The following is a 26742-nucleotide window of genomic DNA, read 5'->3' as shown; positions in this document are numbered from 1 at the left end:
TGCCAGCCTGATGCCACTGCCGTCCCCGCCGCCGCTGTCGCAGCCGCCGTCGCCGTCGCCGTCGCAGCCGCCGTTGTCACCGCCGTCACCGTCGTTGTCACCGCTGTCGCAGGAGACCCGCGGCGCACTGGTGTCAGCCGGGCTCGATCCGGACGCGCTCGTCACGCTCATCCGCGGCGCCGTCGCCGAGGATCTGCCCGCGCTCCCAGCGGATCCGGTGGCACTCCTGGACGCCACGGCGGATGCCGCGGTCCGTACAGTGAGTAGTTATGATCCGGACTCGGTCGACACGACGTCGGTCGCGACCGTGCCGCCCGACCTGGCTGGCCGGGGAGCGGTCGTCGCGCGGGCCCGGGGAGTCGTCGCCGGCCTGCCGGTGGCCGCAGCCGTCTTCGAGGTGGTCCTCGCCGACCGGTACCCGGCACGGCACGAGCCCACAGGCGTCCGCCCGACGCGGGATCCGTCGGACGTCCACCGTGGGGATGCGGCCACTGACGAGCACGCGGACGCGGAGAGCGGCTGGACCGGCGGTCTGGACATCGAGATCGTCGCTTCGGACGGTGACCAGGTGAGCCCCGGGGACGCCGTCCTGACCGTCGCGGGCCCGGTCCGCGCCCTGCTCACCGCCGAACGCACGGCGCTGAACCTGCTGTGCCACCTCTCCGGGGTGGCCACGGCGACCCGGCGGTGGGTCGACGCGGTGGACGGTACGGGGGCGGCGATCCGGGACACCCGCAAGACCCTGCCCGGGCTGCGCGCGCTGGAGAAGTACGCGGTGCGCTGTGGAGGTGGGCGCAACCACCGGATGTCGCTGGCGGACGCGGCGCTGGTGAAGGACAACCACGTGGTCGCCGCGGGCGGGGTGACGGCGGCGTTCGCCGCGGTGCGGGCGAGGTTCCCCGGCCTGCCGGTCGAGGTCGAGTGCGACACGGTGACCCAGGTCACCGAGGCCGTGACAGCCGGCGCGGACCTGATCCTCTGCGACAACATGAGCCTGGACGAGCTGCGCGAATCGGTCGCGATCRCCCGTCCGAACGGCGTCGAGCTGGAGGCCAGCGGCGGGCTGACCCTCGACGTGGCCCGCCGCGTGGCCGAGACCGGCGTCGACTATCTGGCGATCGGAGCGCTGACCCACTCGGCGTCCGCGCTGGACCTGGGCCTCGACCTCGCCCTCTCCCCGCACTTTGATGCGGGCCTGGGCACGGGCACGGGCACGGCCGCCGCCGCGGACGTCGCGCCCGCGGCGGGCACCGGATCGGGGGCGTCCTGATGCTGCTCACGATCGACATCGGCAACACCAACACCGTCCTCGGTGTCTTCGACGGCGAGGACCTGGTGGATTCCTGGCGGGTACGCACCAACCCGCACTCGACCGCGGACGAGCTGTCGCTGCTGTTCCGCGGCCTGCTCCTGGACTACGACGTCGACGGCATCTCGGTGTGCTCGACCGTGCCGGCGGCCCTGCGGGAGATCCGGCGCATGGTGGTGCGCGCGTTCCGCAAGGTGCCCGCCGTCGTGGTGGAGCCGGGCACCAGAACAGGGGTGCCGATCCTCATCGACAACCCCAAGGAGGCCGGCGCGGACCGGATCGTGAACGCGCTGGCCGCCCACCACCTCTACGGCGGCCCAGCGATCATCGTCGACTTCGGGACGTCCACGAACCTGGACGTGGTCTCCAGCCGCGGCGAGTTCCTCGGCGGCGCGTTCGCCCCGGGTATCGAGATAGCCCTGGACGCGCTTGCGTCGCGGGCGGCGCAACTGCGCAACGTCGAGCTCATACCACCACGATCGGTGATCGGAAAGAACACGGTCGAGTGCCTCCAGTCCGGCATGATCTACGGCGTGGTGGGCCAGGTGGACGGCCTGGTACGCCGCATCAGCAACGAGTTGGACGCCGACCCCGTGGTCATCGCCACCGGCGGGCTCGCCTCCCTCGTCATCCGCGAGAGCGAAACCCTCCAGCACCACGAACCCCACCTGACCCTCATCGGCCTACGCCTCATCTTCGAAAAGAACACATAAGAGATGACCGAGGACTTGCGAGAGCTGTCTGAGGACTCCCGCAAGATGTCATTCACACTCGAGACCGTGGATTCGAGCCCCGCTGACGCCAGGCTGCTGGAGACCAGCGGGGTCCTGTTTCGTGAGAACGACCAGTACTGGATTCCGGAGATCTACCGTCACGGCCTCGGGTTCGGCCTGAGCGGGACCGGTCGGCCGCGCGTGCTCGCGATCGCGAAGTCGATCCGTGGGCGGGGTGGCCCCGGCTGATGTCGACCCGGCCGGGGCCACCCGCCAGCGCACGGGGCGCTGCCTGTGACCGGAACTGTTCAGCAGCCCGGGACAGTGGTTGTGGGGGTTGCCGGGCAACCGGGTCTGATCACCTTGCGGACCGCGATCTCGCCGTGGTCGCCGAAGGATTTCACGACTATCGAGTTCCGCAGACCMTCGGCGACCATGGGGAGGTCGTTCAGGATGACGGGGGTCAGGTCGCCGAGAATGAAGTAGTCGACGTCCTGCCAGCCGTTCTTCAGTTTTTCGCGGACGGCCGGGTCGAGGTCCAGCTTGTAGAACCAGACCGGCTCGGGCTTCTTGCCGGCCAGCTCCAGGTCCGTCCATATGTTGTCGTCGGTGACGACGATGTTGCCGTCCGGGATGTTCTCGATGTACCAGCGTGCCGCGTCCCGGCTCGGCGCGCTGTCGTCGGCGGTCAGTGCTGTGTGCAGCTTCGGTGCCCAGTGCTCCGGGAGCGTCAGCAGCCCCGCCGTCACGATGCTGGCCACCGCCACCAGGCGTATCCAGGTACCGAGCACGGCAGGCTCGGCCGCGACCGGGAGCGGGGCCGCGAACGAAGCCGACGTCGGGGCTGATGCCAGAGTCAGGGCCGATATCGGGGGCCGGAGGGACAGCGAGCGCGTTTCCGCGGCAGGCGCCGGATCACGCGGCGGGTCGTGGAGCGCGCTGCCAGCCATGTCCCCGGAGCGGCCACGCGCGGCGTCGGCGGTCGGTGGCCGGTAGTACGGCAGCAGCRCGTCGAGCATGCCCGCCACACACAGCGCCGCGAACGGCAGCATCGCCGTCACGTACGCGTATGGCATGTATCCGTTCCGGAACATGAAGGCGAGCTGGATCAGCAGCAGTATCGCGACCACCCGCAGACGCCTGACGAAAAGCGCCGGGAACGCGGCGACAACGCCCGCGCACAGCAGATAGGGGTCGATGTCCAGCCACAGGTTCGCCATGCTGCGGGTGCTGCTGTCCGCGTTCAACAGGCTTCCGCTCGCCGGCCGGTCGAACAGCTGCCACTTGGTCGCGCCGATCAGCGAGACGTGACCGGCGCCCTCGAACAGCTCGTTCTTGATGACGGCGTAGAGGACGTAGAGGCCACAGATCACAGTGAGGAAACCGAGGAAGTTCTGGCGTACGAACCGCCAGTTCCGCCGGTCACGGTTCTGCCGGAGCAGCAGGTAGACGGCCGGCAGGAGAATGAGGGTCGTCTCCTTCGACCAGAAGGCGAAGGCCATGAAGACACCGGCCCAGATCGCCGCGCCGGCGCTGCGCCGGGGGGATGCCGCGCAGACCAGCGCCGCCAGCACCCACATCACGGCGATGTTGTCGAGGAAGGCCATCCGCTGGTACCAGACCGCGAGCGGTGCCAGGGAGAACAACAGGACCGCGGCGGCCGAGAACACCCGTCGCAGTGCCAGCCGGCGGGCCAGCAGATAAAGCAGCGCACAGCTCACCAGATGGACGACGAACATGCACTCGCGGGCGGCGGCCACCGCTGTCGGTGCCCGCTCGAACGCGTGTGTGAGCGTCGTGTAGACGGCGATGAGCAGCCAGCCGCCGAAAGGATGGTCGTACCAGTAGGTGTAGTGGGCGATTTGACCCCAGTACTCCATGGCGTATGCCTGCGCCGTGTAGGTGCCCTCGTCGTCGTTGACACGGCCGGGCCAGCCGTCCTGGTTGATGCCGTGTACGAGCCCGCAGACGACGATGAGCACGGCGAGGATGRTGATGCTCTGCCAGTGCGCCAACAGCCAGGCTGTCATCCGGTCGCGGACGGTCGCGACCGAGTCGGTGAATCCGCCGAACCGGCGGCCACGCCGGTTGTCGGCCGGTGCGGTGCCAGTGCCTGCGCCGCGGTCGAGAAGCGGGAGCGTGCTGGTGGTCACAGAACCCCCTCGAACGGTTCGGGGAACTGGACCCCGGGCGGCGTGAAGACGCGGTCGCCGCGCCGCTGTCCCGTCAGTTGCTCAGGGACCTGGGCCTCCCGGAGCTGCCGGACCGGTTGCCGAACCTCCCCGATCGGCTTGCGAAGCTCTCCGATCGGCTTCGCCAGTCCGGTGGAAACCCCGGAAGTGGTGGCGACCCCGGATCCGGCAGGAATCCTGGAGCCGGCAAGCATCTCGGAACCGGTGAACGCTTCAGCGGCGGCAGGGAACACGGAGGCGACAGGTGTCCCGGGCGTGAAAACAGGATCGCGGTGGTTTCGCAGCGCCGGCCGGGCCTGGCTCGGTATCACCACGTGGTGGGCGCCGACATGCGTCGTCTTCTCCCATTCGAGTTTTCTCTGGAACAGCCGCACAACGGCCCGCAGTGCCGCCAGCGACAGCACGAGCTGGTAGACCGGCGCGCTGGCTATCAGCCGGGCGCTGTCCAGCGGAGTCACCCTGATCCGGTATGCGTCGGCGAACTCCCGGAAGGCGGCCTCCTCGGTGAGCGTCAGCATCAGCATCGCGAGGAGYGGCAGCCAGAATATGATCACAATACCCACCGGGGCGCTCAGGAAGAACGTGAGCAGTATGGAGGTCGGCAGGACCAGGCCGGCCATGGCCTGGAAGAACGGCATCAACAGCATCTCGGCGGCGAGCACCCGCTGCCGCCAGCCCGGCAGCCGGCGCCAGTCGCCCTTCCGGAAGACCTGGATGAAACCCATCATCCAACGGGTGCGCTGCACCACGAGTTTCTTCAGGCTTTCCGGCGTCTCCTCCTGGGTGGTCAGCTCGGGATGGTAGAAAACCGTGGTGGTGACGCCGGCCACCGAGGCGCGCACACCGAGGTCGCAGTCCTCCGTCAGGCAGGAGACGTCCCAACCACCGAGCCGGTCGAGAACCTCGCGCCGGACGAACACGGTGTTGCCGCCGAGCGGGATGAAACGCGCCTTCGCCTGGTAGCGCAGCCGAGACATGAACCAGATGTAGTACTCCAGGCAGTTACGCGCCCGCCACCACGACGTCCCGCTGTCGGCCCAGTCGACCAGCGCGCGCAGCATCCCGGCGGATTCCGGCCGCTGCCAGCGGGGGCCGCGAACGTTCATCAGCTGGACACCGCCCTGAAAGATCCCGGTTTCCGGGTGACGCACGGCCAGGGTGTTGACGTAGCCGAGCAGGCCGCGGGCGATCAGGGACTCCGCGTCGACGATTCCTATCAGCTCGCCGTGGCAGTGCTTTCGCGCGTCCTCGAGGGAGAGCGGTTTGCTCCGCTGCGCACCGCTGGGTGTGACGATCCGTACGTTGGGGTATCGGCCGGCGAACTCCTGTGCCACCTCGCGGGTCTCCCGGTCGAGCTCGTCGTCCGATACGACGACGACCAGTTCGAAAAGATGCGGCGGATAGTCACCGGCGAGCAGCTGGGTCAGCGTGCGCCCGAGAACGGGCTCCTGACGGGCGGGCACGATCAGCGAGAAGGTGTATCCGGGGGACGCCTGGTCCTCCAGGTCGACGTGGTCGACCCGGTCGGGCAGCTGCCAGCCGTACTGGGCCCGCACCAGCGTCAGACCGGCGATCAGCAGCATCGACAGCGACACCACCGTCCAGATACCGATCGCCACGTTGCCACGGCCGCGATACAGCGCCTGTGCCGTCTCGACGAACAACGGCCACGCGGGCAGCAGAAGAACACCGTGCAGCACACGGACGGACGCGGCTGTCAGGGTGGAGCCGAAGACGAACCAGGAACACACCAGCAGGTGAGCGGAAACCACCACCAGGGCGCAGACCGCGGCGGCCAACAGGTTACGTGGGCCGGCCTGCCCCGTTGGCGAGGAGTTCGCCGCCAGCTCCGTCAGCGCGGTGAACAGCAGCCAGCCGACCGATTCGGTCGAGACCCGAGCTATGGCGCTCCTGAGCCGGCCGCCATCGTGTCCACGCCAGGTGAAGCCACGGTCCAGGCCCCACAGCAGGCCCGTCGCGGCGACCACCGAAAATCCGTATCCGGCCCGTCCCCAGGCCCCGAAGAAACAGCCGACGAAAGCCATCAGCGCGACCCGTGCGGCAATACTCGTCCCACCGGCCGTGATGAAACGCAACTGCCCTGGCATCCTCGTCAGGAAAGCGTGAAGCGACGGTGGCGCGGCCAGCGCCTGATTGAGGTTCACTGATCCCTACCTGAGTGGTCGGTACGAACGGCCGGCATCGACCGGGTGGCAATGGCCCGGGACCGGGCATGAGGACCGGGCACGGCGGCCCGCTGTTCTCACGGGCGTTCTCCCGAAGCAGTCACCAACCTCGGCAGATCGGCCGCGTAGTCGGCAACCGTGGAACTGGCGAAATAAAGAACGTGTTGGACGTCGTCGACGCCGTAGGCGGCGACCTGGGCCGCGTGCGCCACGTCGTACTGGCCGCCGGGCGCCTGCTGCGTCTGCGCGAGCGGTATGCCCACGGCCTGTTGCGCGGCGTCGATCTGCGCCGGCGAGCCGGTGAGCCCGATGAACGAGGAGTCGAACTGGCCGAGCCAGCGCCGGAGCGCCTCGGCGCTGTCCCGCCCGGGATCCGTGGTCACGAAGACGACCGTGAGCGCCGACCCGGCATCGCTGCTGGCCAGCCGTTTGGCGGCGGCGATGTCGGCCATGGTCGTCGGGCAGACGTCCGGGCAGTTCGTGTAGCCGAAGAAGAGCAGGGTGGCTCGGCCGGCGGTCTGCCGCGCGAAGTCGAAACTGTGCCCGGCGGTGTCCGTCAGGGTGAACGACGGCCGGGAGCGGGAGACCTTCGGGACGGTGCCGTGCCAGCCGCCGGTGGCCGTGGCGACAGCCGCCGACGGCCGTACCGGCGGGCCGTCGGCCGGGTGTGCGGGCTCGCTCGTGGCGCAGCCGGCGCTGCCGGCCAGACAGAGCAGGGCCATGACGGCGGTTCCGCCCAGGGCCCGCCTCACGGCGTCGGCCCGACCGGTGCATCGCAGGGGGGCATGTTCCTGGCCTTTCTGAACAGCTGACCGGATCGAAACGGCAGGGCTGTGCCACTGGCCACGGACCCGTGGCACCGTGGTCCATGTCCCGTTTCCGACCGTTACCTCGGGTGCGGACGGCGTGACGACGGGTTTTCCGTGCCCGGGATTCCCGGCGGACCGGCTCGGCTGGCCGCCAGGAATCCCGGGAATCCGGGAGAACCGGCGGGGTCTAGTCGGCGCAGACCGTCGTGCCACGCGGGGCGTTGCCGCCGGTGCCGGCCAGGTTCTTGCTGTCCGTTCCTGTCACCTTCAACGCCCCGAAGCCGGATTTCCGCAGGAATTCGCAGTCGACCGGAACACCACCGGGGGCGATCTTCGGGACGCAGACGTTCATGTTGTCGCTAGCCTTCACATAGTTGTGGTCGCAGCCGTCCACCCACAGCGTCGCGGGCGACGGTCGGCCGTTTCCGTGCGGCTGGATCCGGCCGCTGAGATCCCGGTTGCCAGCCCCGAGCGTGTTTTCGGCCGCGACCGGCCGGGTGCCCCCGCTGTCGCCGGCCGACGGGCCGAAGACACCGGTCGCCCGCAGGCCGACCAGCAGGCCGACCAGCAGGCCGACCGTGACACACACCGCCGTCACCGCGCTGAGAAGGATTTTCCGTCGGGTCATCCGACATGCACCCACTTCGCCACGGATGGAACTCCGTTCGTATCCTGGGCGAACATCATGTAGTAACCGGCAGGAATGATGTTCGGATTACTCGGGACGGTCACGCTGATGTTCGTCCCGGTGCCGGTTGTCGGCAGGTCGACGCTGCGCTGGTTCGGGTCCGACTGATGGGTCACCGACGCCGGACGGATCAGCGTGACCCGGCCGATGTTCCCGCTCACGGTCAGGTTCTGCGTCGACCCGAGGTCGAACTGCTCGGCGGCGGCGGTGATGGCCGGCCGCGGCCTCGACATGTACCAGGGGGAGTAGACCGAGATACCCAGGTCGAATGCCCCGGTCGCCGGGTTGTTCCCGATCGACGCCACCCGGCCGTCCGGGAGGAGGAAGGACTCCGAGTGGTACATCCGCGCCAGCGGATCTGCCGGCATCGGCGTGAACGTGTTGGTGACCGGGTCGTACATCGACGCCTCGTGCACGGCGTACTCGGGATAGTTGTGCTTCGCCCCGCCGGTCTCGAACACCTTCCCGTCGGGAAGAATGACGGCGCTGACATACATCTTGGCCGCCGGCAGGTCCGGCCCTGCCGTCCACTGCGGATCCTGCTGGCGCAGGTCGATGATGTCCGTGTGGCTGGTCGGGTCGAGGTCGCTGTAGGTGTTCCCACCGCCGAAGTCGGCCACCTTCTGGGCCTGCGCCGGCGGCAGCAGCACCGTCGCGCCCTGATCCCGGAAGTCGATGTCCCGCAGACCCGGGACATCTGTGATCGTCCCGGTGGCGATGTCGTAGATCTCCGACCCCGAGGTGTTCGGCAGCGCGTTACCGAAGGTGTGCGTCCCGGCATAGAAGAGCCGGCCGTCCGCCATCAGCACCATGTTCGGGTAGAGACCCCAGTAGAAGTACGTCTGCGGCACCTCGTTGAAGGGCTTCCACTGGCTCTTCCGGGAGTCGAACATCTCGACGGCGACGTTTCCGGAGCCGTTCTCGTTGAGCCCGCCGGTGGCGAACACCGAACCGTCGCCGAGGTTCACCAGGGAGGGGTACCAGTGCCCACCGCCCGGCATGTCACCGATCTTTGTATAGGTGTTCGTCATCGGGTCGAAGATGTAGCTGATCGCCAGGCCCTTGTAGTTGCTGGTCGGCGTCGGGTATTCCAACGTCCCGCCGGCGAGCAGAATCCGCCCGTCGGGGAGCTGGGTGTGCCCGGCGCAGAACAGGTCCTCCTGGGTGGGCACGTCGGCGAACTCACCGGTCGACGGGTTCCACACTTTCGAGACGAACTGGTTGTTCGCCGCCGCGGCCCCGTCGTTGCCGGAGCCGGCGACGAGCAGCACGTTCCCGGTGTGCAGCACGGTGGCGTGCACCGAGCGCACCGGCGACTCGTAGGGCAGGACCTGCCAGGAGCCCTGGCAGTCGCCCGTGCAGCCACCCGGTGGCGGCGGAGGTACCGGCCCGGGATCCCCACCACCGGTGTAGCTGGCGCGCACCAGCCCGCCGCCGACACCCTGGTAGTACTCGACGGTCACCTTGTGCGTTCCGGCGGCAACGGGCCTGGTCGCCGCGAAAGTGCTCGCCCCCTGGTCCCGCCACTCGTCGATGACGAGGACGTCGTCGAGATAGACCCGGATGCCGTCGTCGGCCGTGGCCGTGAACGAATACTCCCCTGCCTGGAACAGGGCGTTCCTGGTCCAGCGGACGGAATATCCCGCCCCACCGATGCCGCCGATCCCCGGGCCGGTCTCCCCCCAGTCGAAACCGATGTTGCCGTCGCACCGTGAGTCGGCCGGCSCCCCCGTCAGTGTCGGGTTGGCGAAGTAGTCGCCGGCCCATTCCTCAGGTGCGCAGGTGATGGYCCTTGCTGACTCCGGGGTGACGACAACGACGGCAACCAGTTGGACGGCGGCGGTGGCGAGCAGCGCGGCGAGCGCACGACGCCGGCCGATCCGCCGCCGTTTTTCGGATCCGGTCACGCCTCGGCCTCCCCCATCGCCCCGCTCCCCGCTGCCCCGGCTCCCATCGCGCTGGCGACCGCGCCGCGGCCGTACCGGGAATGCCTGCGGGCCGGCCGCTGCCGCTCGCTGTAGATCATCCTGTCGACCAGCACGTAACGAACGGAAACAGCGACCGCCAGCGTCACGAACGTGGCCACCGGAACGCTTGTGTGCCACCGGTCGACGAACAGCCCGAGCAGCGGCAGCCGGATGACGAGGTCAAGGTTGTTCAGCACCGCGAAAGGCAGGTAGCGACGGGCCCTGGACTGGTTCCCGCGCTCCCAGACCAGCAGGTCGCAGCCGATGAAGTTCCAGAGGATGGCGAGCTGTGTGGCGAGCACGGCGGCTGCTATGTAATGCATTCCGACATGGTGCAGGAGAGCGGTCCCGGCAATGTTGGGCAGCGTTCCGGAGGCGCCCACCAAGGCGAATCTCGCCGCCCTCGGCACCCGCAGCGAGAACAGCCGCCGGGCGAACCGGACGCCCTCCGACACCGACGCGTTCGACTCGCCGGCGTGCCGTTCACCGAAGACGTAGCCGACCTCGACGACACGCAGCCGGCCGGTCCGCACCAGCAGCTCGAGCAGAATCTTGTAGCCGTCCGGGCGGAGCCGGTCCAGATCCAGAGCGGCGACCCGAACGAGGAAGAAGCCGCTCATCACGTCCGAGACGCCACGCAGCCGCAGCGGGAAGACGAGCCGGGACAGCAGGTTCGCGCTGGAGGACACCAGCCGGCGCGCTCCGTTGGCAAGTCCCGAGGCACTTCCCCCGGTGACGTACCGGCTGCCGACGACGACGTCGACGTCGCCGCTGACGGCCGCGGCAAGCAGTTCGGGAACGACCTCGGGCGGATGCTGGAGGTCGCCGTCGAGGACGACGGCATAGTCGGCACGGCACAGCCGGATGCCTTCGGTGACGGCTCCCCCGAGGCCACCCGTCCGGTAAGGCGCGGGCCGGTGATGGACCCGGATCCGCATCCGGACGGAACGGCGGAGCCCCATGGCGATCTCAGGCGTGTCGTCGTCCGAGTCGTCCACGAAGATGACCTCGCTGGGCAGGCCGGCCAGCGCGGCGTCGAGGCGGCGCAGCAGCGGCTCGATGTTCGCTGCCTCGTTCCGGGTCGGCACCACGACCGAGACGACCATCTGCTCGTCCGGCCGGTAACCGGGAAAGGATGTGGTGGACGTGGTCGAAAGCACCGCCGAGGAAGCTCGCGGCCGTGGCACCAGGTCTGCCAGGTAGGCATCGAAGACACGCTCGTCAGGCACACTCATCCGCTGATCTCCCCTGGTTCGCGGTGGCCGGCCACCGCGGCCGGCCACCGCGTACACGAGTTGCCGTGACCGGTGTTCCCGGTACGGCGTATGAAATGTTGGCGCGGCTCTTTCCGACAGATTCCTGACAGATTCATGACAAATTCCTGACAGCTGCTGTCCGGTCGGCCGCGGAGTGCGCGGTCCTATTTTTCCGCCCGCTCGGTGGCCGCCGGCAGTCCGGGCGGCCGAAGAACGTGCGATCGTGCTCTTTTTCGTGCTCGGGGTCCCGCCCGGATCTCCGGAAGGCCGATCCGGCTGGTCCGGGCGGCTCGGCGGCTCCGGGCGGTCCAGGCGGCTCGGCAGATCCGGGACACCCGGAACGGCGGAGAACCGAGAATGACGCGATTATTGTTTTTCTCCCGGACCCGAGCTTTCCGCCGGCCGGAAGAATCCGCCGTGCGCACCGGTACGGAAGAAAACTGGTCACGCGGGCCCGGCCCACGTGGAAAGCATGCCGACTACCGCGGCTCGGAACACGGTGGGCCAGGCCCGCGGAACTTCAGCCCGTCGGTTCGGTCACGGCACGACGACGGCGAAACGAACTAGGAATACAACCCCCGGGATCCACTCCGGTGACGCAAATCGTGATCGGTGTGCAGCGAACGTACCAGGAGACGATCGAGACCTGGGGCGGCCGCCGATGTGACACGTGCGTATCGGATGGCTCCCAGCAGCGGCGAACGCGCTGTAAAAATCACCGGAACTACTCTCGGTTATTAGTCGACGTGCGGAAACTACCGACAGTAATCGGCCTTGTTTCTCATAATCACGCACCGATTACAAGCTATGAACCGTGCCACAACAGGCGCCATCAGACCCTTCGTAGACGTTCGCCGTGCCTGTTCCGGACGTCCACCGGGCTCGGCCGCCCTGGAACACCCGCGGGAAGACGACACCACGCACAACGCCATACACAACGGTATGCGCAACGGTATGACGGATTTACGACAGCCTTGCCCAGTCCAGACCGTCCTCGAGGAACGCCGCCATCGGCTTGACCGGATCGACGAGCCAGCGCTCCGGCGGCGCGCCGAGCCGGCCGGCGCGCCGCGGCGAACCGGCCGGCTCGGGCAGGCCATGCCCGCTGGCCAGGCCACGGTCGGCCAGCCAGGCGGCGAACTCCGGGGCCGGGCGCAGCCCGAAGAGGTCCCGCACCCCGATCGCGTCGTCGATGCCCGTCACCCCCCGGCCGGCCACCTGGCCGGGCCCGGTCGCCTGCCTGGGCACGGGATGGCCGGGGGGTACGCCCGCCGCGTGGTTGCAGCCGGCGGCGGCCAGCAGCATCAGCAGATCGTCACCGGTGTTCCGGCCGTCGTCGGCCCGCCCGGCACAGAAGACGTCGCAGCCCATCGGCAGGCCCAGCAGTTTGCCGACAAAGTGATCCTCCAGCCCGGCCCGGATGACCTGTCGAGAGTCGGACAGATGGTCCATCCCGCCGAATCCGACYACGGAATTCACCAGAAAAGGATCGAAGGCGCGGGCGACCCCGTATGCCCGGGCGGAAATCGTGAGCTGGTCCAGGCCGTGATGTGCCTCCACCGGGAACGCGCTGCCCTGCCCGACCGCGAAATACGTCACCTGGTCGCCGACGAAGTCACCGGCCCGGTCACGGTGATGCTCGAGAACGGCCCGCCGGCCGGCGTCCAGCAGGCCCAGGTCCACCCCGAAGGCCCGGTTCGCGCTTTCCGTCCCCCCGAGCCGACTGAACAGCAGGTCGAGGGGCGCACCCGCATCCATGGCGGCGAGCTGGGTGACGAGCCGCCCGAGAACGCAGGTCTGGGTCGGTACCTCGAGCTGCCTGACGAGCGAGCCGAGCCCACGCAGGGCCCGCTCCACCTGCGCGGCCGACTCCATGGACGTGTCCACCTCGAGCACGGCGTCGCCGCGGCCGGACATCAGGCCGTCCAACGCCGGCAGCAGGATGCCCTCAAGGTCGTCCAACGGATGGTTCAGGCGGACATGCACGCCGAACACACCGGTCTCACCCATGGTGCTTCGGCAACGGGTGACCGTCCGCAGCGGTTTCGCGGCAATGACCAGTTCCCTGTCACTCATGATTCTGGCGACCGCCGCGGCCACTTCCGGCGTTATTCCGCCGGCCAGCCCGGAATGCCACCGCACGGGAAAGTCCGGCCGCAGTACCAGATCGCGGAACTCACCGACGGTCAGGGACGACAGGGGGCCGAAGCACTCCGCGTCATGGACTCCGGCGATCAGGTCGGTGACGGCGTCGTCGATCAGCGGTGTCGCGACGATCTCCGACAACCGGACGTCGGCGAGCGCCTGCTTGGCCGCCAGCCGTTCGGCCGCCGAGTACGCCGCGAGGCCCGCCATCCGGTCGCCGGATTTCTCCTCACCCGCCCTGGCGAGCAGTTCCACCAGATCCGCGAACACGTACCGCTCACCATGCACGACCGAATGGAAACCCACGGTCCACCCTCTCTATGCCGGCCCCGGGTTGCGGCCACCACTCCCGGCTTCGGGAGCATCGCACGACCGCTGATGGTCGACGACGACTGCCGTACGCCGAAGCGCTGACGGCGCGTGACATCAGCCCCGATCTTCAGCGTCACCGGCCTCGATCACAGCACTCAGCAGAGCATCGACGTCACTCGTCGTGGCAGCCGGGTTCAGCAGAGTCAGCTTGAGGTGGACCGAACGGTCCGCTCCGAACTCGGTGCGTCCCACGACGGCCCGGCCGGAGTCCAGCAGCCGTCGCCGCAACCGGGCGTTGATCCCGTCGGCGTCGACGCTACCGGCGGCGGGGCCGGCGGCAGCGCCACCGGCGGTGGCAGCTACTGGCAGATAGCGGAAGACGACCGTGCTCAGGGTCACCGGCGCGGCCAACTCCAGACGCGGATGGGCGCTGATCCGCGCGGCGGCGTAGCGGGCCAGGTCGTGGCAGGCGTCCACCAGCCGGCCGAGCCCGTGGCGTCCCAGCGCCCGGAGCGTCACAGCGATCTTGAAGGCGTCGGCGCGCCGACTGGTGCGCAGCGAGCGCCCGAGCAGGCTCGGATAGCCTGCCAGCGTGTCGTCGGCCGCGTTGAGGTAGGCGACCTCGTCCTCCAGCGCCACCCAGCCACCCGCGTCCCGGGTGAGCAGGACCCCGGCCGCTATCGGCTGCCAGCCCAGCTTGTGCAGGTCGAGGGCGACCGAGTCCGCCTCGGCGATCCCGTCGAGCAGGGGGGCGAGCCGGTCCGACAGCAGCGCCCCACCGCCGTAGGCTGCGTCCACGTGCACCCAGGCGCCGTGCGCGCGGGCCACTTCGGCCACCGCCCGCAGCGGGTCGATCGCGCCCATGTCGGTCGTGCCGGCGGTCGCGACGACCACCGGGGCCAACCGGCGCCCGGCACGGTCGGCGTCGCGCCGGGCGCGCGAGACCGCGGCGTCCAGAGCGGACGGGTCGAGCCGGTGCGCGCCGTCGGTCGCGACCGGCACCACCGCGTCCGGATCCAGACCGAGCACCGCCGCGGCCCGTCCGATCGAGAAGTGCGCGGCGGACGAGCAGAACACCCGCACGGCCGGACGGCCCGGCACGCCGGTGGCCGCCGCGGACGCGCCCGATGGAGCCGTACCCGATGGAGCTGTACCCGACGGAAGCGGGCCCGACGGAGCCGTGCCCGGCGCGCGAAGGGTGTCGCGGGCCAGCATCAGTGCGGTGAGGTTGGACGCCGTGCCACCGGTGGTGATCGCGCCGGTGGCAACGGCGGGATCGAACCCGACCAGCCCGGCGAGCGCGGCGACGACCTCGGTCTCCAACGCGGTGGCCGCGGGCGCCTGGTCCCACGAGTCCAGGGACGGGTTCAGCGCCGAGACCACGAGGTCGGCGGCGACGGCGACGGCGAGCGGCGGGCAGTGCAGGTGGGCCGCGCAGGCCGGATCGGCCGGATCGGCCGCCCCCCGCGCGAACATGCGGGTGAGCCCGGACAGAGCGGTGGGCGCTCCGACCCCCTCGGCGGGAAGCGTCCAGGGGGTCGGGGCGGGACGCTCCTGGGCCCCGGAGGCGGGCGAGGCATGATCGTGGCCGGCCCGACCCGTCAGCGCGTCGTGGGCCCAGCCGGCCACATCCGCCGGGCCGCCGGCCGGCAGGGGGCCGCCGCGGGCCGCCGCCCCGGCTGCGAGCCCGTCCAGCGCGACGGCCAGCAGCGACCGCAGCCGGTCGATCCCACCAGCCCCACCTGCCAACCCGTCATCTGCCAACCCGACATCCGCCAACCCGACATCCGCCAACCCGACATCCGCCCGGTTGGCGCCGGCCGGCGCCGCATCAGCCGGCGCGGCGGCGGCCTGGCCGGCATCGGCTGGCAGGGCGTCGGCCCGCGCGGCGGATGGACGACCGCCCCCGGGCGGGACGGTCACCGTGCCGCCCGGACAGCTCCGGCAGGGTGACCGGCCCGGGGGCGCCGCACGTGCCCGGGAGTCCCGTGGCTGTGACACAACTGCGCCGGAGCGACACATCCCACTGTCACCGCCGGCGAGTTGACGCTACGCATGAACTTAGGCTTACCTAAGAACATGCGCCATTCCAACGACGGACCGGCGAAACCCACCGCGATCCCCGTCCCCGACGCGATCCCCAACCACACCCGTGGCCACGCCCGCACCGGCGGCACCGCGCGCCACCGCGGCACCAGCGGACGCCCCGCGAACGGCCGTGCCGCCGGCAGCCGTGTCCTCGGTGGCGTCCCCGGCGACCATCGGCGGGCCTGTGCGGCGCCGGTCAGCCGGCCCGGTCGGGAACCCGCGGCATTCACCCTCCACCCGTCCACCGTCCACCCGTCGTCGGAACCGGTTCCACCCGTCCAAAATATGATCATTATAAAGTCCGGCATCCCGGACCTGTCGTACCGACACGGCGTCGTGGCCGTGCCGGCGCTCACCGGACGCTCCCGGTGAGGACCTGCCACCGGCACGCTCCGCTGGCCGAGAAGTACCCGTGGCCACTGGCCGAGGAGCACCTGTGGCGGATACCGGGCTGCCAGCCGTCGCGAACCGTACCGACGCAGGCACGCCCGCCGCTGGCGGAAACGCTGGAAGCCGCCGCCAGGGTGCTCGACGGGCAGTCGGGGCGCATCGGTCGTCCGGGACGTGACGCCGCCGGGTGGCTGTACTGCGCCGACCTGCTGGCCGACGGCGCGCTCGACCGGGAGCTGCGGACGATGTCCGACACCTACGGGTACAGCCGGGATGTCGCGGCCACCCATTTCCTCAGCGCCTACGCCGGTGGCGTGGCCGGGTTCGCCATTGCCGCGTACATGCTGCACAGCCGGGTACCGGACGTGTGCGCGGCTGGCATGTCCCTGCACGCCGCGCCCGGCGGGTGGTTCGACGTCACGGCTTTTCATTCCGACCGTGTGACCGTGCTCGCGGACGACCCGGCCCTGTCCGCGGCGACCCCACCGGCGGTGGACGATCGCCGGCACACCCCGCTGGCCGGCCGGCGGGCCGCCGCGGCGACCGACCTGGCAACCGGCCCGACGGCCGACCGGGCAATCGACATGGTCGCCGACCGGGACGTCCTGCGGCAACGGCTGGCGGCCGCTCTGGTCGGGCACTTCGAGCCGCTGGTCACGGCCCTGCGGGCGCGGGCGCGCCTGGGCCCGTCCGCGTTGTGGGGCATGGTGGCCGGGCAGTGCGGCCGAACGTTCCTGCTGACCGAGCGGACGACCCGGGATCCGGACATCGGGCGGGCGGAGGCCGACGCCTTCTTCGCTCTCGCCAGCCCGCCGATGCGGGCCCGTCCGGCGTGGTTCGAGTTCGTCCACCGCGGCCGCCGGCAGACGGCGATGCGTCGGGGTTCGTGCTGCCTCGCCCACCGGATGAGCTCGCAGTACTGCACCACGTGCCCGTTCACACCCGATTCGGAACGCGAGGTGCGCCTGCGCGAGTGGATAGACACGCAGGGCGATGACGGGTTGGCGGTCGGATAAACACCGGCAGATCCGCACCCTCGATACCATGAGTAATTACATGGTTACACGTAGGTCCGTCCACCCGGGACGACAACATGATCATTCGGCTTTGGTCGGCCCGGTGCGACCGGCGCGCCCCTGTCATTCCGTCGGGAGACAGCGACCGTACGGCATCACCAAATGATATAGCTTACCGATTGCACGATTACCCTGAGTAATATTCCATTCCCTGCGCGGCAGTTGGACGCCGGAGCGCTATAGCGATTGCTTTTCGCGACCATCCGAGCGGGCAGCCAGGACCGTGGGGCGGGCCACCTCCCGGTGGCCGCCAGCCACCGCCCGCTGACGTTGGCTGGGTTGGCTGGGTTGGCTGGAGTTGGCCAACRTTGGCCGGGGGGCTGCCCGCTCACCCCTGCCGGGTGGACACCTCCCCCGGTGACCACGAGATTTCGTTCTGCTCTCGGCGGAACAGCGGGACGGAATCCCCTCCGGTCCGCCACCGTTGTTTCAGGCGTCTTCGCTGGTGGACCGGTCACCCAGGTCGGTCCGCCGTCCACGACGAAGAGGGCGGGGCCGGCGGGTAGGTTTCCGTTCGATGCGTGGGGTCATGCCTCGGCGGAGCTAGCATGCGGATACCGGCTGCCGTGTGGTCGGTCGCACCGCTCGAAGGAGCGCACATGTTCGAGAGATTCACCGACCGGGCACGTCGGGTCGTCGTCCTGGCACAGGAAGAAGCCAGGATGCTCAACCACAACTACATCGGGACCGAACACATCCTGCTCGGGCTGATCCACGAGGGCGAGGGTGTYGCCGCCAAGGCGCTGGAGTCCCTGGGCATCTCCCTCGAGGGTGTTCGGTCACAGGTCGAGGAGATCATCGGGCAGGGGCAACAGGCCCCGAGCGGGCACATCCCGTTCACTCCGCGCGCCAAGAAGGTGCTGGAGCTGTCCCTGCGGGAGGCCCTGCAGCTCGRCCACAACTACATCGGGACCGAGCACATCCTGCTCGGGCTGATCCGGGAGGGCGAGGGCGTCGCCGCCCAGGTCCTGGTCAAGCTCGGCGCCGACCTCAACCGGGTCCGCCAGCAGGTCATCCAGCTGCTGTCCGGCTACCAGGGCAAGGGCGACCCGGCGACGGCGGGCGCGCCGTCGGAGGGCACTCCGTCCACCTCGCTCGTGCTCGACCAGTTCGGCCGCAACCTCACCGCGGCCGCGCGCGAGTCCAAGCTCGACCCGGTGATCGGGCGCGAGAAGGAGATCGAGCGCGTCATGCAGGTGCTGTCGCGCCGGACCAAGAACAACCCGGTCCTGATCGGGGAGCCCGGCGTCGGCAAGACCGCCGTGGTCGAGGGGCTGGCCCAGGCGATCGTCAAGGGCGAGGTGCCCGAGACCCTCAAGGACAAGCAGCTGTACACGCTCGACCTCGGCGCGCTGGTCGCCGGGTCCCGCTACCGCGGTGACTTCGAGGAGCGGCTGAAGAAGGTCCTCAAGGAGATCCGTACCCGCGGCGACATCATCCTGTTCATCGACGAGCTGCACACGCTCGTCGGCGCGGGTGCCGCCGAGGGCGCGATCGACGCCGCGTCCATCCTCAAGCCGATGCTGGCCCGCGGCGAGCTGCAGACGATCGGTGCCACCACCCTGGACGAGTACCGCAAGCACCTGGAGAAGGACGCCGCGCTCGAGCGGCGGTTCCAGCCGATCCAGGTCGCGGAGCCGTCGGTGGCGCACACCATCGAGATCCTCAAGGGCCTGCGGGACCGCTACGAGGCGCACCACCGCGTGTCGATCACCGACGGTGCCCTGGTCGCGGCCGCGTCCCTGGCCGACCGCTACATCTCCGACCGCTTCCTGCCGGACAAGGCGATCGACCTCATCGACGAGGCCGGTTCGCGGATGCGCATCCGCCGGATGACCGCTCCGCCGGACCTGCGCGAGTTCGACGAGCGCATCGCCAACGTCCGCCGGGACAAGGAGTCCGCGATCGACGCGCAGGACTTCGAGAAGGCCGCCTCCCTGCGTGACCGGGAGAAGACCCTGCTGGCGGAGAAGGCCAAGCGGGAGAAGGAGTGGAAGGCCGGCGACATGGACGTCGTCGCCGAGGTCGGCGACGAGGAGATCGCCGAGGTCCTGGCGATCTGGACCGGCATCCCGGTGTTCAAGCTCACCGAGGAGGAGACCGCCCGGCTGCTGCGCATGGAGGACGAGCTGCACCGCCGCGTCATCGGCCAGGAGCAGGCGATCAGGGCTGTCTCCCAGGCGATCCGGCGTACCCGGGCGGGTCTGAAGGACCCGAAGCGTCCCGGCGGTTCGTTCATCTTCGCCGGCCCGTCCGGTGTCGGTAAGACCGAGCTGTCCAAGACGCTGGCGGAGTTCCTCTTCGGTGACGAGGACGCGCTGATCCAGCTCGACATGTCCGAGTACATGGAGAAGCACACCGTCTCCCGGCTGGTGGGCTCCCCGCCCGGCTACGTCGGCTACGAGGAGGGCGGCCAGCTCACCGAACGGGTCCGGCGCAAGCCGTTCTCGGTCGTGCTGTTCGACGAGGTCGAGAAGGCGCACCCGGACGTGTTCAACACCCTCCTGCAGATCCTGGAGGACGGCCGGCTGACCGACTCCCAGGGCCGGCTGGTCGACTTCAAGAACACCGTTCTGATCATGACCTCGAACCTGGGCACCCGCGACATCTCCAAGGGCCCGGGCATCGGGTTCGCGACCGGTCAGGGCGCCATCGACTACGAGCGGATGAAGGCGAAGGTCCAGGACGAGCTCAAGCAGCACTTCCGGCCCGAGTTCCTCAACCGGATCGACGACATCATCGTCTTCCACCAGCTGTCCGAGGCCGAGATCATCCAGATCGTCGACCTCATGCTGGCCCGGGTGGACGTCCAGTTGAAGAACAAGGACATGGCGCTCGAGCTCACCCCGGCGGCGAAGGCGCTGCTGGCCAAGAAGGGCTACGACCCGGTGCTCGGCGCTCGGCCGCTGCGCCGGACGATCCAGCGGGAGATCGAGGACGTCCTGTCCGAGAAGATCCTGTACGGGACGCTCAAGCCCGGTGAGATCGTGGTCGGCGACGTCGAGGGCGAGGGCGAGGCGGCGAAGTTCGTCTTCCGCGGCGAACCGAAGCCCACCCAGGTCCCCGACGCCCCTCCGATCGACCTGGCCAAGTCCAGCGAGTAGAGGCGAGCGGTAGGGCGACAGGTCCGCCACGAAGGGGCGGTTCCGCTGCGGCGGGGCCGCCCCTTCGCCATGGCGAAGCGGTTGCCCTCCAGCACCGTGGCGGAGCACCCGCGAAGCCGCTCCTCCGCAGTCCGGGACCGTCCCGAATCATCCAACGCATTCTGGAGTCCATGTAAACGGTCCAAAATAGTCCCAAAGTGGTCCCAAGCGGTCCACGACGGTCCGGCCAGGTGGTCACGGCCGGCAGTGAGGAGATCCGTTGGCCCTGCGTGCGGGTACGCCCGTCGAACACCTCCATCTGACGTTCGGGCCGGACCCGACCGTGTCGATGGCCGTGTCATGGACGACGCCGCGGATGGTGCGCCGCCCCCGGGTGCGGTTCGGCAGCACGCCCGGCAGGCTCGACCGCGAGGTGCACGCCGTCACCCGCGTCTACACCGACGCCGTCACCGGCGAGGATGTGATCAACCATCATGCTCTGCTCACCGGGCTGGAGCCGGACTCCCGTTACCTCTACGAGGTGATCCACGACCGGATCAGCCGCACCGGCGGCGGCACCCTGCGGACCGCGCCACGCGGCCGGGTGCCGTTCACCTTCACCTGTTTCGGCGATCACGGCACCTCGGAGTCCTACGACCCGTTCGGCACGCCGGCGTCCAGGAACGCCGTGACCGGCGTCGACCGGGTCGGCTCGCTGTTCACCCTGATCGTCGGTGACCTGTCGTACGCGAACCAGCGGCGCAACCCACCGCGGGCGTGGTCCGACTGGTTCAACATGATCGGTCCCTCCGCGCAGCACCACCCGTGGATGCCCGCCGCCGGCAACCACGAGATCGAACGCGGGAACGGGCCGCTGGGCCTGGCCGCCTACCAGAGCCGCTTCCTGCTGCCCGGCAACACCGTGGAGCCTGACGGAACGGGCACGAACGACCCGCTGACGGCGCCGCTGACGGACCTGCTGGGCCTGTGGTACGCCTTCACCGTCGCGAACGTACGCTTCGTCGTCCTGCAGAACGACGACATCTGCTATCAGGACGCCGGCACGGTGTACATCCGCGGTTACAGCGGCGGGCGGCAACGGGCCTGGCTCGAACGCACGCTACGCCAGGCACGCGCCGACCCGGACATCGACTGGATCATCGTCTGCATGCACCAGACGGCGGTGTCCAGCGCGGCGCAGCACAACGGCGCCGATCTCGGTATCCGGGAGCAGTGGCTGYCGCTGTTCGACGCGTTCGGTGTCGATCTCGTCCTGTGCGGGCACGAGCACCACTACGAGCGGACGCATCCGCTGCGCGGGGTGGTCGAAGGATCAGCGATGCTCACCCCGCAGCCCGTCTCGGCCACGGGTGGCCCCGACAGCCACCTCGACGGGGATGGCGCGGCGGACGGGCTACGGCAGCGGGCGGGCRGCAGTGGCAGCAGCGCTGGCAGCGGTGGCGAGGAACGAGGCGGCGGGGCTGTCAGCGGCATCGGCACCGAGGTCGTGGACACCTCGCACGGGACGGTTCACATGGTCCTGGGCACGGGGGGTTCATCGTCGCCGTCGGCCGGCAAACTGCTCGATCCGCCCGCCGGCCGGGTGATCGTCGGCGTGGAGCCGCGGGAGTCCGATCCCACCCGGTTCCGCTCGGTCCACGCCCTTGAGCCGGCGCCGTGGCTGGCCCTGCGAGCGCCGGAGCACCCGTACGCGTTCGCGGGCTTCGAGGTCGATCCGGGTGTGGAGGCGGGTCTGACCCGCATCCGGGTGACCGTGTACGACCACACGACCTCCACCCCCCTGCCCTTCGACACGTTCACGCTGGTCAGGCCCTGCTCGGCCGGCACCGGCCGAGCCACTGGCGGGRCCGCTGGCAGGGCCACCGACAGGGCCACCGACACCGGCCGCGGGCACGCGGGCGGAAACCCTCCCGCCCCCTTGGGTGACCCGTTCACGCCGGTGTGTACACCGCAACCGTAGGCCGACAGGGACCAGCGCGGACATACGCGCGGCAGGCGCGCCGGCCACGGGCCGGTGTCGCGTCCGAGGGCCGGTGTCGCGTCCGAGGGACACGATGCCCGTCTGACGGACGATGACGGACCTTGATTGATGGACCCCGATGACGGACGCTGATGGCGGACCCCGATGGCGGGCGCTGTCGGCCTCCGCGCCGCACGGCGTCCGCGCGGTGAATCGTTCACGAAACGATCGCCCGGCGGACACTTTCGTCCGGCACGTCCGGAATTACCGGCTGGATTTCTCCTGGTCTGTGCCCGCGGTACGTTCATGACCGCTGCCGGCTGGGCGCCGAGGCGGTCCTGATCGTACGCCGCCCTGGACGCGCGCTTTACCCCTACCGCCGGAAATCACTCCGTAACACCAACGGATCGGCCATCTGGCCGAATCCATGGTCATGGACGATCGTCATCGCCGGGATGCGACCGCCGGTCCACCCGCCCGTCCACCCCGTCGTCAGATGATGGCGACCCCACCCGAGACCCGCAGGTCACGACACTCTGGGACAGTCCTCGGAAGGCTGTGGGCGCGATCGTTCGGGACAGTTCGACAGGACCGTCCCGAACGATCGRACAACCGGCGGCCAGCGGTCCACGCCGCACCGGCGGCCATCGAAAAACAACAACCACAAACCTCAACAGCATCAACACCCGATCGACCGTTGACTTTATTGCGCGGCCAGAGGATAGCCGGCGGCCGGCGCAATCCGCAGTACTTGTTCCGCCACGGGGCCTGTCGTACGCTGCACGCGCGGCAAGCATCCGGTGATTCTGTCCGGACGAAATACTGATGTGCCGGCTCCCGTCGGGCCAGTCATTGTCACCCGCCGGGCCGTCCGGGCGGATGAAGGAAGACGCTTCCCCGCATCGACGCTTGAGGAGGCCGGGCGTTGAGAGAACCCAGCGGTGTACCCACGTGGTCATGCGCGGGCCGGGAACGGGCGTCCCGGCGGCCTCGACACGCGGCGTCCACCGCCGCCACCGCTACCACCGGCTTCGTGTCCGGCAGGTCCGCCGCGACCGCCGGCCCCGCGCGGCGGTGGGCCCCGCAACGCCTGTGGGCCGCGGACGGGCTGGCCGCCGCGTTGGAGGAAGCCACCAGCCAGGTGGAGCCCTGGGTACTTCCCGGCCTTTCCGACCTCCCCGGCCTCGGCGGCGCGGTGCTCACCGCCGCCGCCCACCAGTGGCTCGTCGCCGACCCGGCCCAACTCCCCGTCGCGGTGCTGGGCGGCCGGCAGGTCCGCGACACCCTCGTCACCGAGTTCGAGCAGCGCATCGACTCGCTGCGGCGGATGGACGACCTGCTCGGCGGGGAGAACGTCCACGGGCTCGCCGTGTCGGAACTACGAGTGATCGTCCGCCTGCTGCGGACCGGCGCGTACAACCAGCGGCAGCACGGCCGGCTGTACGCCGTCGCCGCGGAGCTCGCGCGGCTCGCCGGCTGGGCGGCGTTCGACAGCGGCCGGCACCAGGCGGCCCAGCGGTACTGGCTGGTCGCGTTACGCGCCGCCCATGAGGCCGGGCGGCCGGCGATCGGCGCCAACATCCTGCGTTGCATGGCGGAGCAGGCGGTACGTTTCGGCGACCCCGCCGACGCCGTCACCCTGCTGCGCACGGCCCGCGCGGGCGCCGCGGACACCCTCACCGCCACCGAGCGGGCCATCGTCGCCGGCTGTCTGGCCGTCGCGTACGCCCAGCTCGGCGACGTCCGGTCGGTACACGCCGAGATCGCCGAGGCACTGGTCCAGATCGAGCGGGCCGACCCGGCCGCGGACCCGGAGTACATCTACTGGTGCTCCCGTTCGGTGATCGATTACTACGCCGGCAAGGCGCTGCTGTGCGCCGGTGACGTCGCGGCGGCCGTCGAGTACCTCAGTCGTTCGGTCRATCAGCTCGACGCCGCCGCCTACCCGCGGGAACTGGTGCACCACAGCGCGTGGCTCGGTGTCGCCGAAGTCGACGCGGGGAACGTCGAACAGGCCGTGTGCCTGGGCTATCAGGTGATAGAACTCGCCGCCCGGACGGCCTCCGAGAACGCCAGGGTGGACGCGCTGACGCTGTGCGACGCGATCGAGATGGCCGGGTATCCGGGCGCGACGGCACTCACCGACCGTGCCCGTGCCGCCCTGCGCGCCGGGAACACGGCCGCGGCGGGGCCCTGACCGTCGGCCATGGTCTCGGCTCATGGCCCCGGACCAGGCCGACGGTCATGAGCCCCGTTGTCGGCCAGGTCCCGGCACCGGTCACATGTGCCGCTGGCGGCAGGCCCGCCGCCGGCCATCGGGAACGGGATGCCCACCACCTCGTGGCAGCGCGACCGTGGGTGCCGCGGGCCGCGTGGCCGAGTGGGCCTCACAGGCGAAAGGCCCGTGACCGAAAAGCCCGTGACCGCGAGGTATCCGCGAGCGTATCCGCGCGAGGTATCCGCGAGGTATCGAGGCCGAGGGCGTCAGCGACGAGGCTTCACAGGCGAGGTGGGCGTGGCCGTTGCGGCGCGTTTTCGACACCATGGGTCAGGACGGACCGGGCCACGGCGGGCACGGCTGTCGATATCACGACACATCCATCGGCTGATCTGCATGGATGTCATTGAGTGGGTACAGCGGACGCCGACGTCGACGTCCGCTAGCGTGATCGGAACACCCGCACGTGGGGGACGGAGGCCATGGACAGTCCGGTGGTACCCATCACGCTGATCGTGGTGCTCCTGATCGGCGCCATCCTCTTCATCGTGCTATCCAGCCGCAACCAGGACCGCCCCGGTCCCGGCGCCGGCTCAGGGTCACGGTCACGGTCGCGGCGCTCCTCCTCCGACGCGGCGGTGCCCGTGCGGCGGCCGCCACAACGCCGGCGCCGGCGCCAACGCCAGGGCATTCTCGCGACGCTGCGGCGGCCGGCCGCGGCGCGGGAACAGGCCGGTGGAGCCGATCCGGGCGGCCCGGCCGGCCCGCCGCCCCGCGCCAGCACCAGCCCACCAGCCGCCCCCGCCCAGGTCGACGGCCCCACGCTCCCGGGCGACGCCGCCGCTCCCACCGAGCCGGTTCCCACGGCACCGGCTCCCCCGGCGCCACCCGCCGTGCCGGTTCCCTCGGCATCCGTCAGAGCTTCGCCCGCCGAGGCCCCGACCACCGCGTACCCCACGCCACCGCCGTACCGCACGCCGGTCTCCGGGACCCGGCCCGACAGCTCCGTCGACCCGGCCGCCACCACCCGGGTGACCCCGCTGGTCAACGCCACCGCCGACACCACCGTCCGGGTCGAGAGCGACCGCCGGCAGCAGTCCCGCGGCCCGGACGCCACCGGGTGGATGCCACCGTTGGTCGGCCCGCCACCACCGGTCATCCCGGCTCCGGAGAGCGGCCGGGCCAGGCCGGCGGCTGATCAGCTCGCCGCCGGTGGACCCACCCAGGACGGGGACCCGCCCGCCGGCACCGCGGGGCACCGCGCGCCCGGCTCCCCACCTGGCGCCGGTGCCGGAAGCTCGGCCGGTACGCAGGCCGGGAGATACTCCGACGACCGTCCAGGCGCGGCCGGCCCCCATGATGGCGGGTCCGACACCCCGCGGGACGACCGCGGCACGCCAGCGGGGGGCGGTTGGACGCTTCCCCCGACCGCGCCGATCCCCCCGCCAGGCCCCCCGTCCGCTCCCGGGGGCGAGCAACTGGTCGCGAACGAACCGGACGTCTCCACGTCGGCACCACTGCGGCTGGCCGCGGCCGGCCGGACCAGGCGCGGTAAGCGCGGCGGCCCCAACGAGGACGCCTTTGTCGTCGTCGACGGCCTGCTCGCGGTCGCCGACGGAGTCGGCGGCGAAGCGGCCGGGCAGATCGCGTCCACCCTGGCGGTGACCACGGTGGCGAGCTTTCGCCCACAGTATGCCGCCGACCCGCGCGACGGACTGCGGGGGGCGCTTGAGCGGGCCAACCGGACGGTCCGGGAGAAGCCCCTGGAGGAGCCCTCCTGGCACGGCATGGCCTGCACCCTCGACGTCGTCGTGCTGGGCCGCCAACAGGACACCGGCCGGACCCTTTTCGTCGCGCACGTGGGGGACAGCTCCGTGTGGCTGCAGCCCGGCCGCGGCCGGCCGCGCCGGCTCACCACACCGCACGCCATCAAGAACGGGCCACTGCTCAACGCGATCGGCCTCAACGAGGAGGTCGAGCTGGACCTGCTGGAGGAGCCCGTGCGGGCCGGCGACCGGGTCGTCCTTGCCAGTGACGGGATCACCAAGGTCATGACGCCCGAGCAGCTGGACGGCCTGTTGATGGAGCTGGGCAGTCTGAGCCCGGAGCGGGCCGCGGACGCCCTGGTGGACGCGGCCATGATCGCCGGCGCCCGCGACGACACCACCATCGTCGTCGCCGACCTGGTCGCCGACGACACCTCCGGGCGCTGACCGGCCCGCGTCCTGYCCGGTCCACGCGGACCTGCCCGCCCCGACCGGCTTCTGCCGCAGCTGCCCTGATTCGTGGCCCAGCGGTAAACTCGACCGTGTCCAACGGGTAATCGGTA

Annotated in this window: 17 protein-coding genes; 9 read left to right on the top strand and 8 right to left on the bottom strand. The window is 70.2% G+C overall.

Annotated elements, in window-relative coordinates; translation table 11 throughout:
• Positions 1-10 precede the first annotated feature (10 nt).
• Genes nadC through BL254_RS02600 form a run of 3 tightly spaced genes read left to right on the top strand, consistent with a single transcriptional unit; the run spans position 11 to position 2271 of the window.
• A complete protein-coding gene (gene nadC / locus BL254_RS02610) occupies positions 11-1270 on the top strand; it encodes a carboxylating nicotinate-nucleotide diphosphorylase (protein ID WP_254857736.1) in 1260 nt (419 codons plus the stop codon).
• Complete coding sequence (locus BL254_RS02605) at positions 1270-2022, top strand: type III pantothenate kinase (protein ID WP_047222122.1); 753 nt, start codon at positions 1270-1272, stop codon at positions 2020-2022. The genes nadC and BL254_RS02605 overlap by 1 nt, the downstream gene beginning before the upstream one ends.
• 45 nt (positions 2023-2067) lie before the next feature.
• Complete coding sequence (locus BL254_RS02600) at positions 2068-2271, top strand: hypothetical protein (protein WP_139342150.1); 204 nt, start codon at positions 2068-2070, stop codon at positions 2269-2271.
• A 59-nt stretch (positions 2272-2330) separates the two neighbouring features.
• Here the strand turns inward: BL254_RS02600 and BL254_RS02595 are convergent, their stop codons facing one another.
• The 8 genes from BL254_RS02595 to BL254_RS02560 form a co-directional block, all read right to left on the bottom strand.
• Positions 2331-4175 carry a glycosyltransferase family 39 protein gene (locus BL254_RS02595; RefSeq protein ID WP_076842412.1) on the bottom strand — a complete coding sequence of 615 codons (1845 nt, stop codon included), beginning with the start codon at positions 4173-4175 and terminating at the stop codon, positions 2331-2333.
• Entirely contained in the window at positions 4172-6310 is a 2139-nt protein-coding gene (locus BL254_RS02590) for a glycosyltransferase family 2 protein (RefSeq protein WP_235433359.1), read from the bottom strand. The genes BL254_RS02595 and BL254_RS02590 overlap by 4 nt, the downstream gene beginning before the upstream one ends.
• Positions 6311-6477: 167 nt before the next feature.
• Positions 6478-7122 (bottom strand): SCO family protein, encoded by a 645-nt coding sequence (locus BL254_RS02585; protein WP_083730799.1) that lies wholly within the window; start codon positions 7120-7122, stop codon positions 6478-6480.
• A gap of 274 nt (positions 7123-7396) precedes the next feature.
• A complete protein-coding gene (locus tag BL254_RS02580) occupies positions 7397-7837 on the bottom strand; it encodes a hypothetical protein (RefSeq protein ID WP_076842411.1) in 441 nt (146 codons plus the stop codon).
• Positions 7834-9804, bottom strand: a complete 1971-nt coding sequence (locus tag BL254_RS02575; protein WP_083730781.1) for a galactose oxidase-like domain-containing protein — start codon at positions 9802-9804, stop codon at positions 7834-7836. The genes BL254_RS02580 and BL254_RS02575 overlap by 4 nt, the downstream gene beginning before the upstream one ends.
• The gene (locus BL254_RS02570) at positions 9801-11099 is read right to left on the bottom strand and encodes a glycosyltransferase family 2 protein (protein WP_047222125.1); all 1299 of its coding nucleotides are present in this window, start codon (positions 11097-11099) and stop codon (positions 9801-9803) included. Before BL254_RS02570 ends, BL254_RS02575 begins: the two co-directional genes overlap by 4 nt.
• Before the next feature lie 984 nt (positions 11100-12083).
• Positions 12084-13571: an ethanolamine ammonia-lyase subunit EutB gene (gene eutB / locus BL254_RS02565; RefSeq protein ID WP_076842410.1), complete on the bottom strand. Its 1488-nt coding sequence runs from the start codon at positions 13569-13571 to the stop codon at positions 12084-12086.
• 120 nt (positions 13572-13691) lie between these two features.
• Positions 13692-15599 carry a pyridoxal-dependent decarboxylase gene (locus tag BL254_RS02560; protein WP_083730780.1) on the bottom strand — a complete coding sequence of 636 codons (1908 nt, stop codon included), beginning with the start codon at positions 15597-15599 and terminating at the stop codon, positions 13692-13694.
• 57 nt (positions 15600-15656) lie between these two features.
• On the opposite strand from BL254_RS02560, the gene BL254_RS25620 reads away from it, so the two are divergent.
• From BL254_RS25620 to BL254_RS02530, 6 genes are all read left to right on the top strand, one after another.
• Positions 15657-16037, top strand: coding sequence for a hypothetical protein (locus BL254_RS25620; RefSeq protein WP_047222126.1), 381 nt, complete (start codon positions 15657-15659; stop codon positions 16035-16037).
• The gene (locus tag BL254_RS02550; protein ID WP_052914397.1) at positions 16034-17071 is read left to right on the top strand and encodes a ferric iron reductase; all 1038 of its coding nucleotides are present in this window, start codon (positions 16034-16036) and stop codon (positions 17069-17071) included. The genes BL254_RS25620 and BL254_RS02550 overlap by 4 nt, the downstream gene beginning before the upstream one ends.
• 659 nt (positions 17072-17730) lie before the next feature.
• Positions 17731-20235: an ATP-dependent Clp protease ATP-binding subunit gene (locus tag BL254_RS02545; protein WP_076842461.1), complete on the top strand. Its 2505-nt coding sequence runs from the start codon at positions 17731-17733 to the stop codon at positions 20233-20235.
• A 259-nt stretch (positions 20236-20494) separates the two neighbouring features.
• On the top strand, positions 20495-22195 hold the full coding sequence (locus BL254_RS02540) for a metallophosphoesterase family protein (protein WP_076842409.1): 1701 nt from the start codon (positions 20495-20497) through the stop codon (positions 22193-22195).
• 925 nt (positions 22196-23120) lie between these two features.
• A complete protein-coding gene (locus BL254_RS02535) occupies positions 23121-24392 on the top strand; it encodes an XRE family transcriptional regulator (RefSeq protein ID WP_139342149.1) in 1272 nt (423 codons plus the stop codon).
• A gap of 503 nt (positions 24393-24895) precedes the next feature.
• The gene (locus tag BL254_RS02530; RefSeq protein ID WP_076842407.1) at positions 24896-26626 is read left to right on the top strand and encodes a PP2C family serine/threonine-protein phosphatase; all 1731 of its coding nucleotides are present in this window, start codon (positions 24896-24898) and stop codon (positions 26624-26626) included.
• Positions 26627-26742: the final 116 nt, after the last annotated feature.

Source organism: Protofrankia sp. BMG5.30, assembly GCF_001983005.1.
GTDB lineage: Bacteria > Actinomycetota > Actinomycetes > Frankiales > Frankiaceae > Protofrankia > Protofrankia coriariae.
The sequence above is the reverse complement of the archived record's forward strand: the minus strand, read 5'-3'. Positions and strand labels throughout refer to the sequence as shown.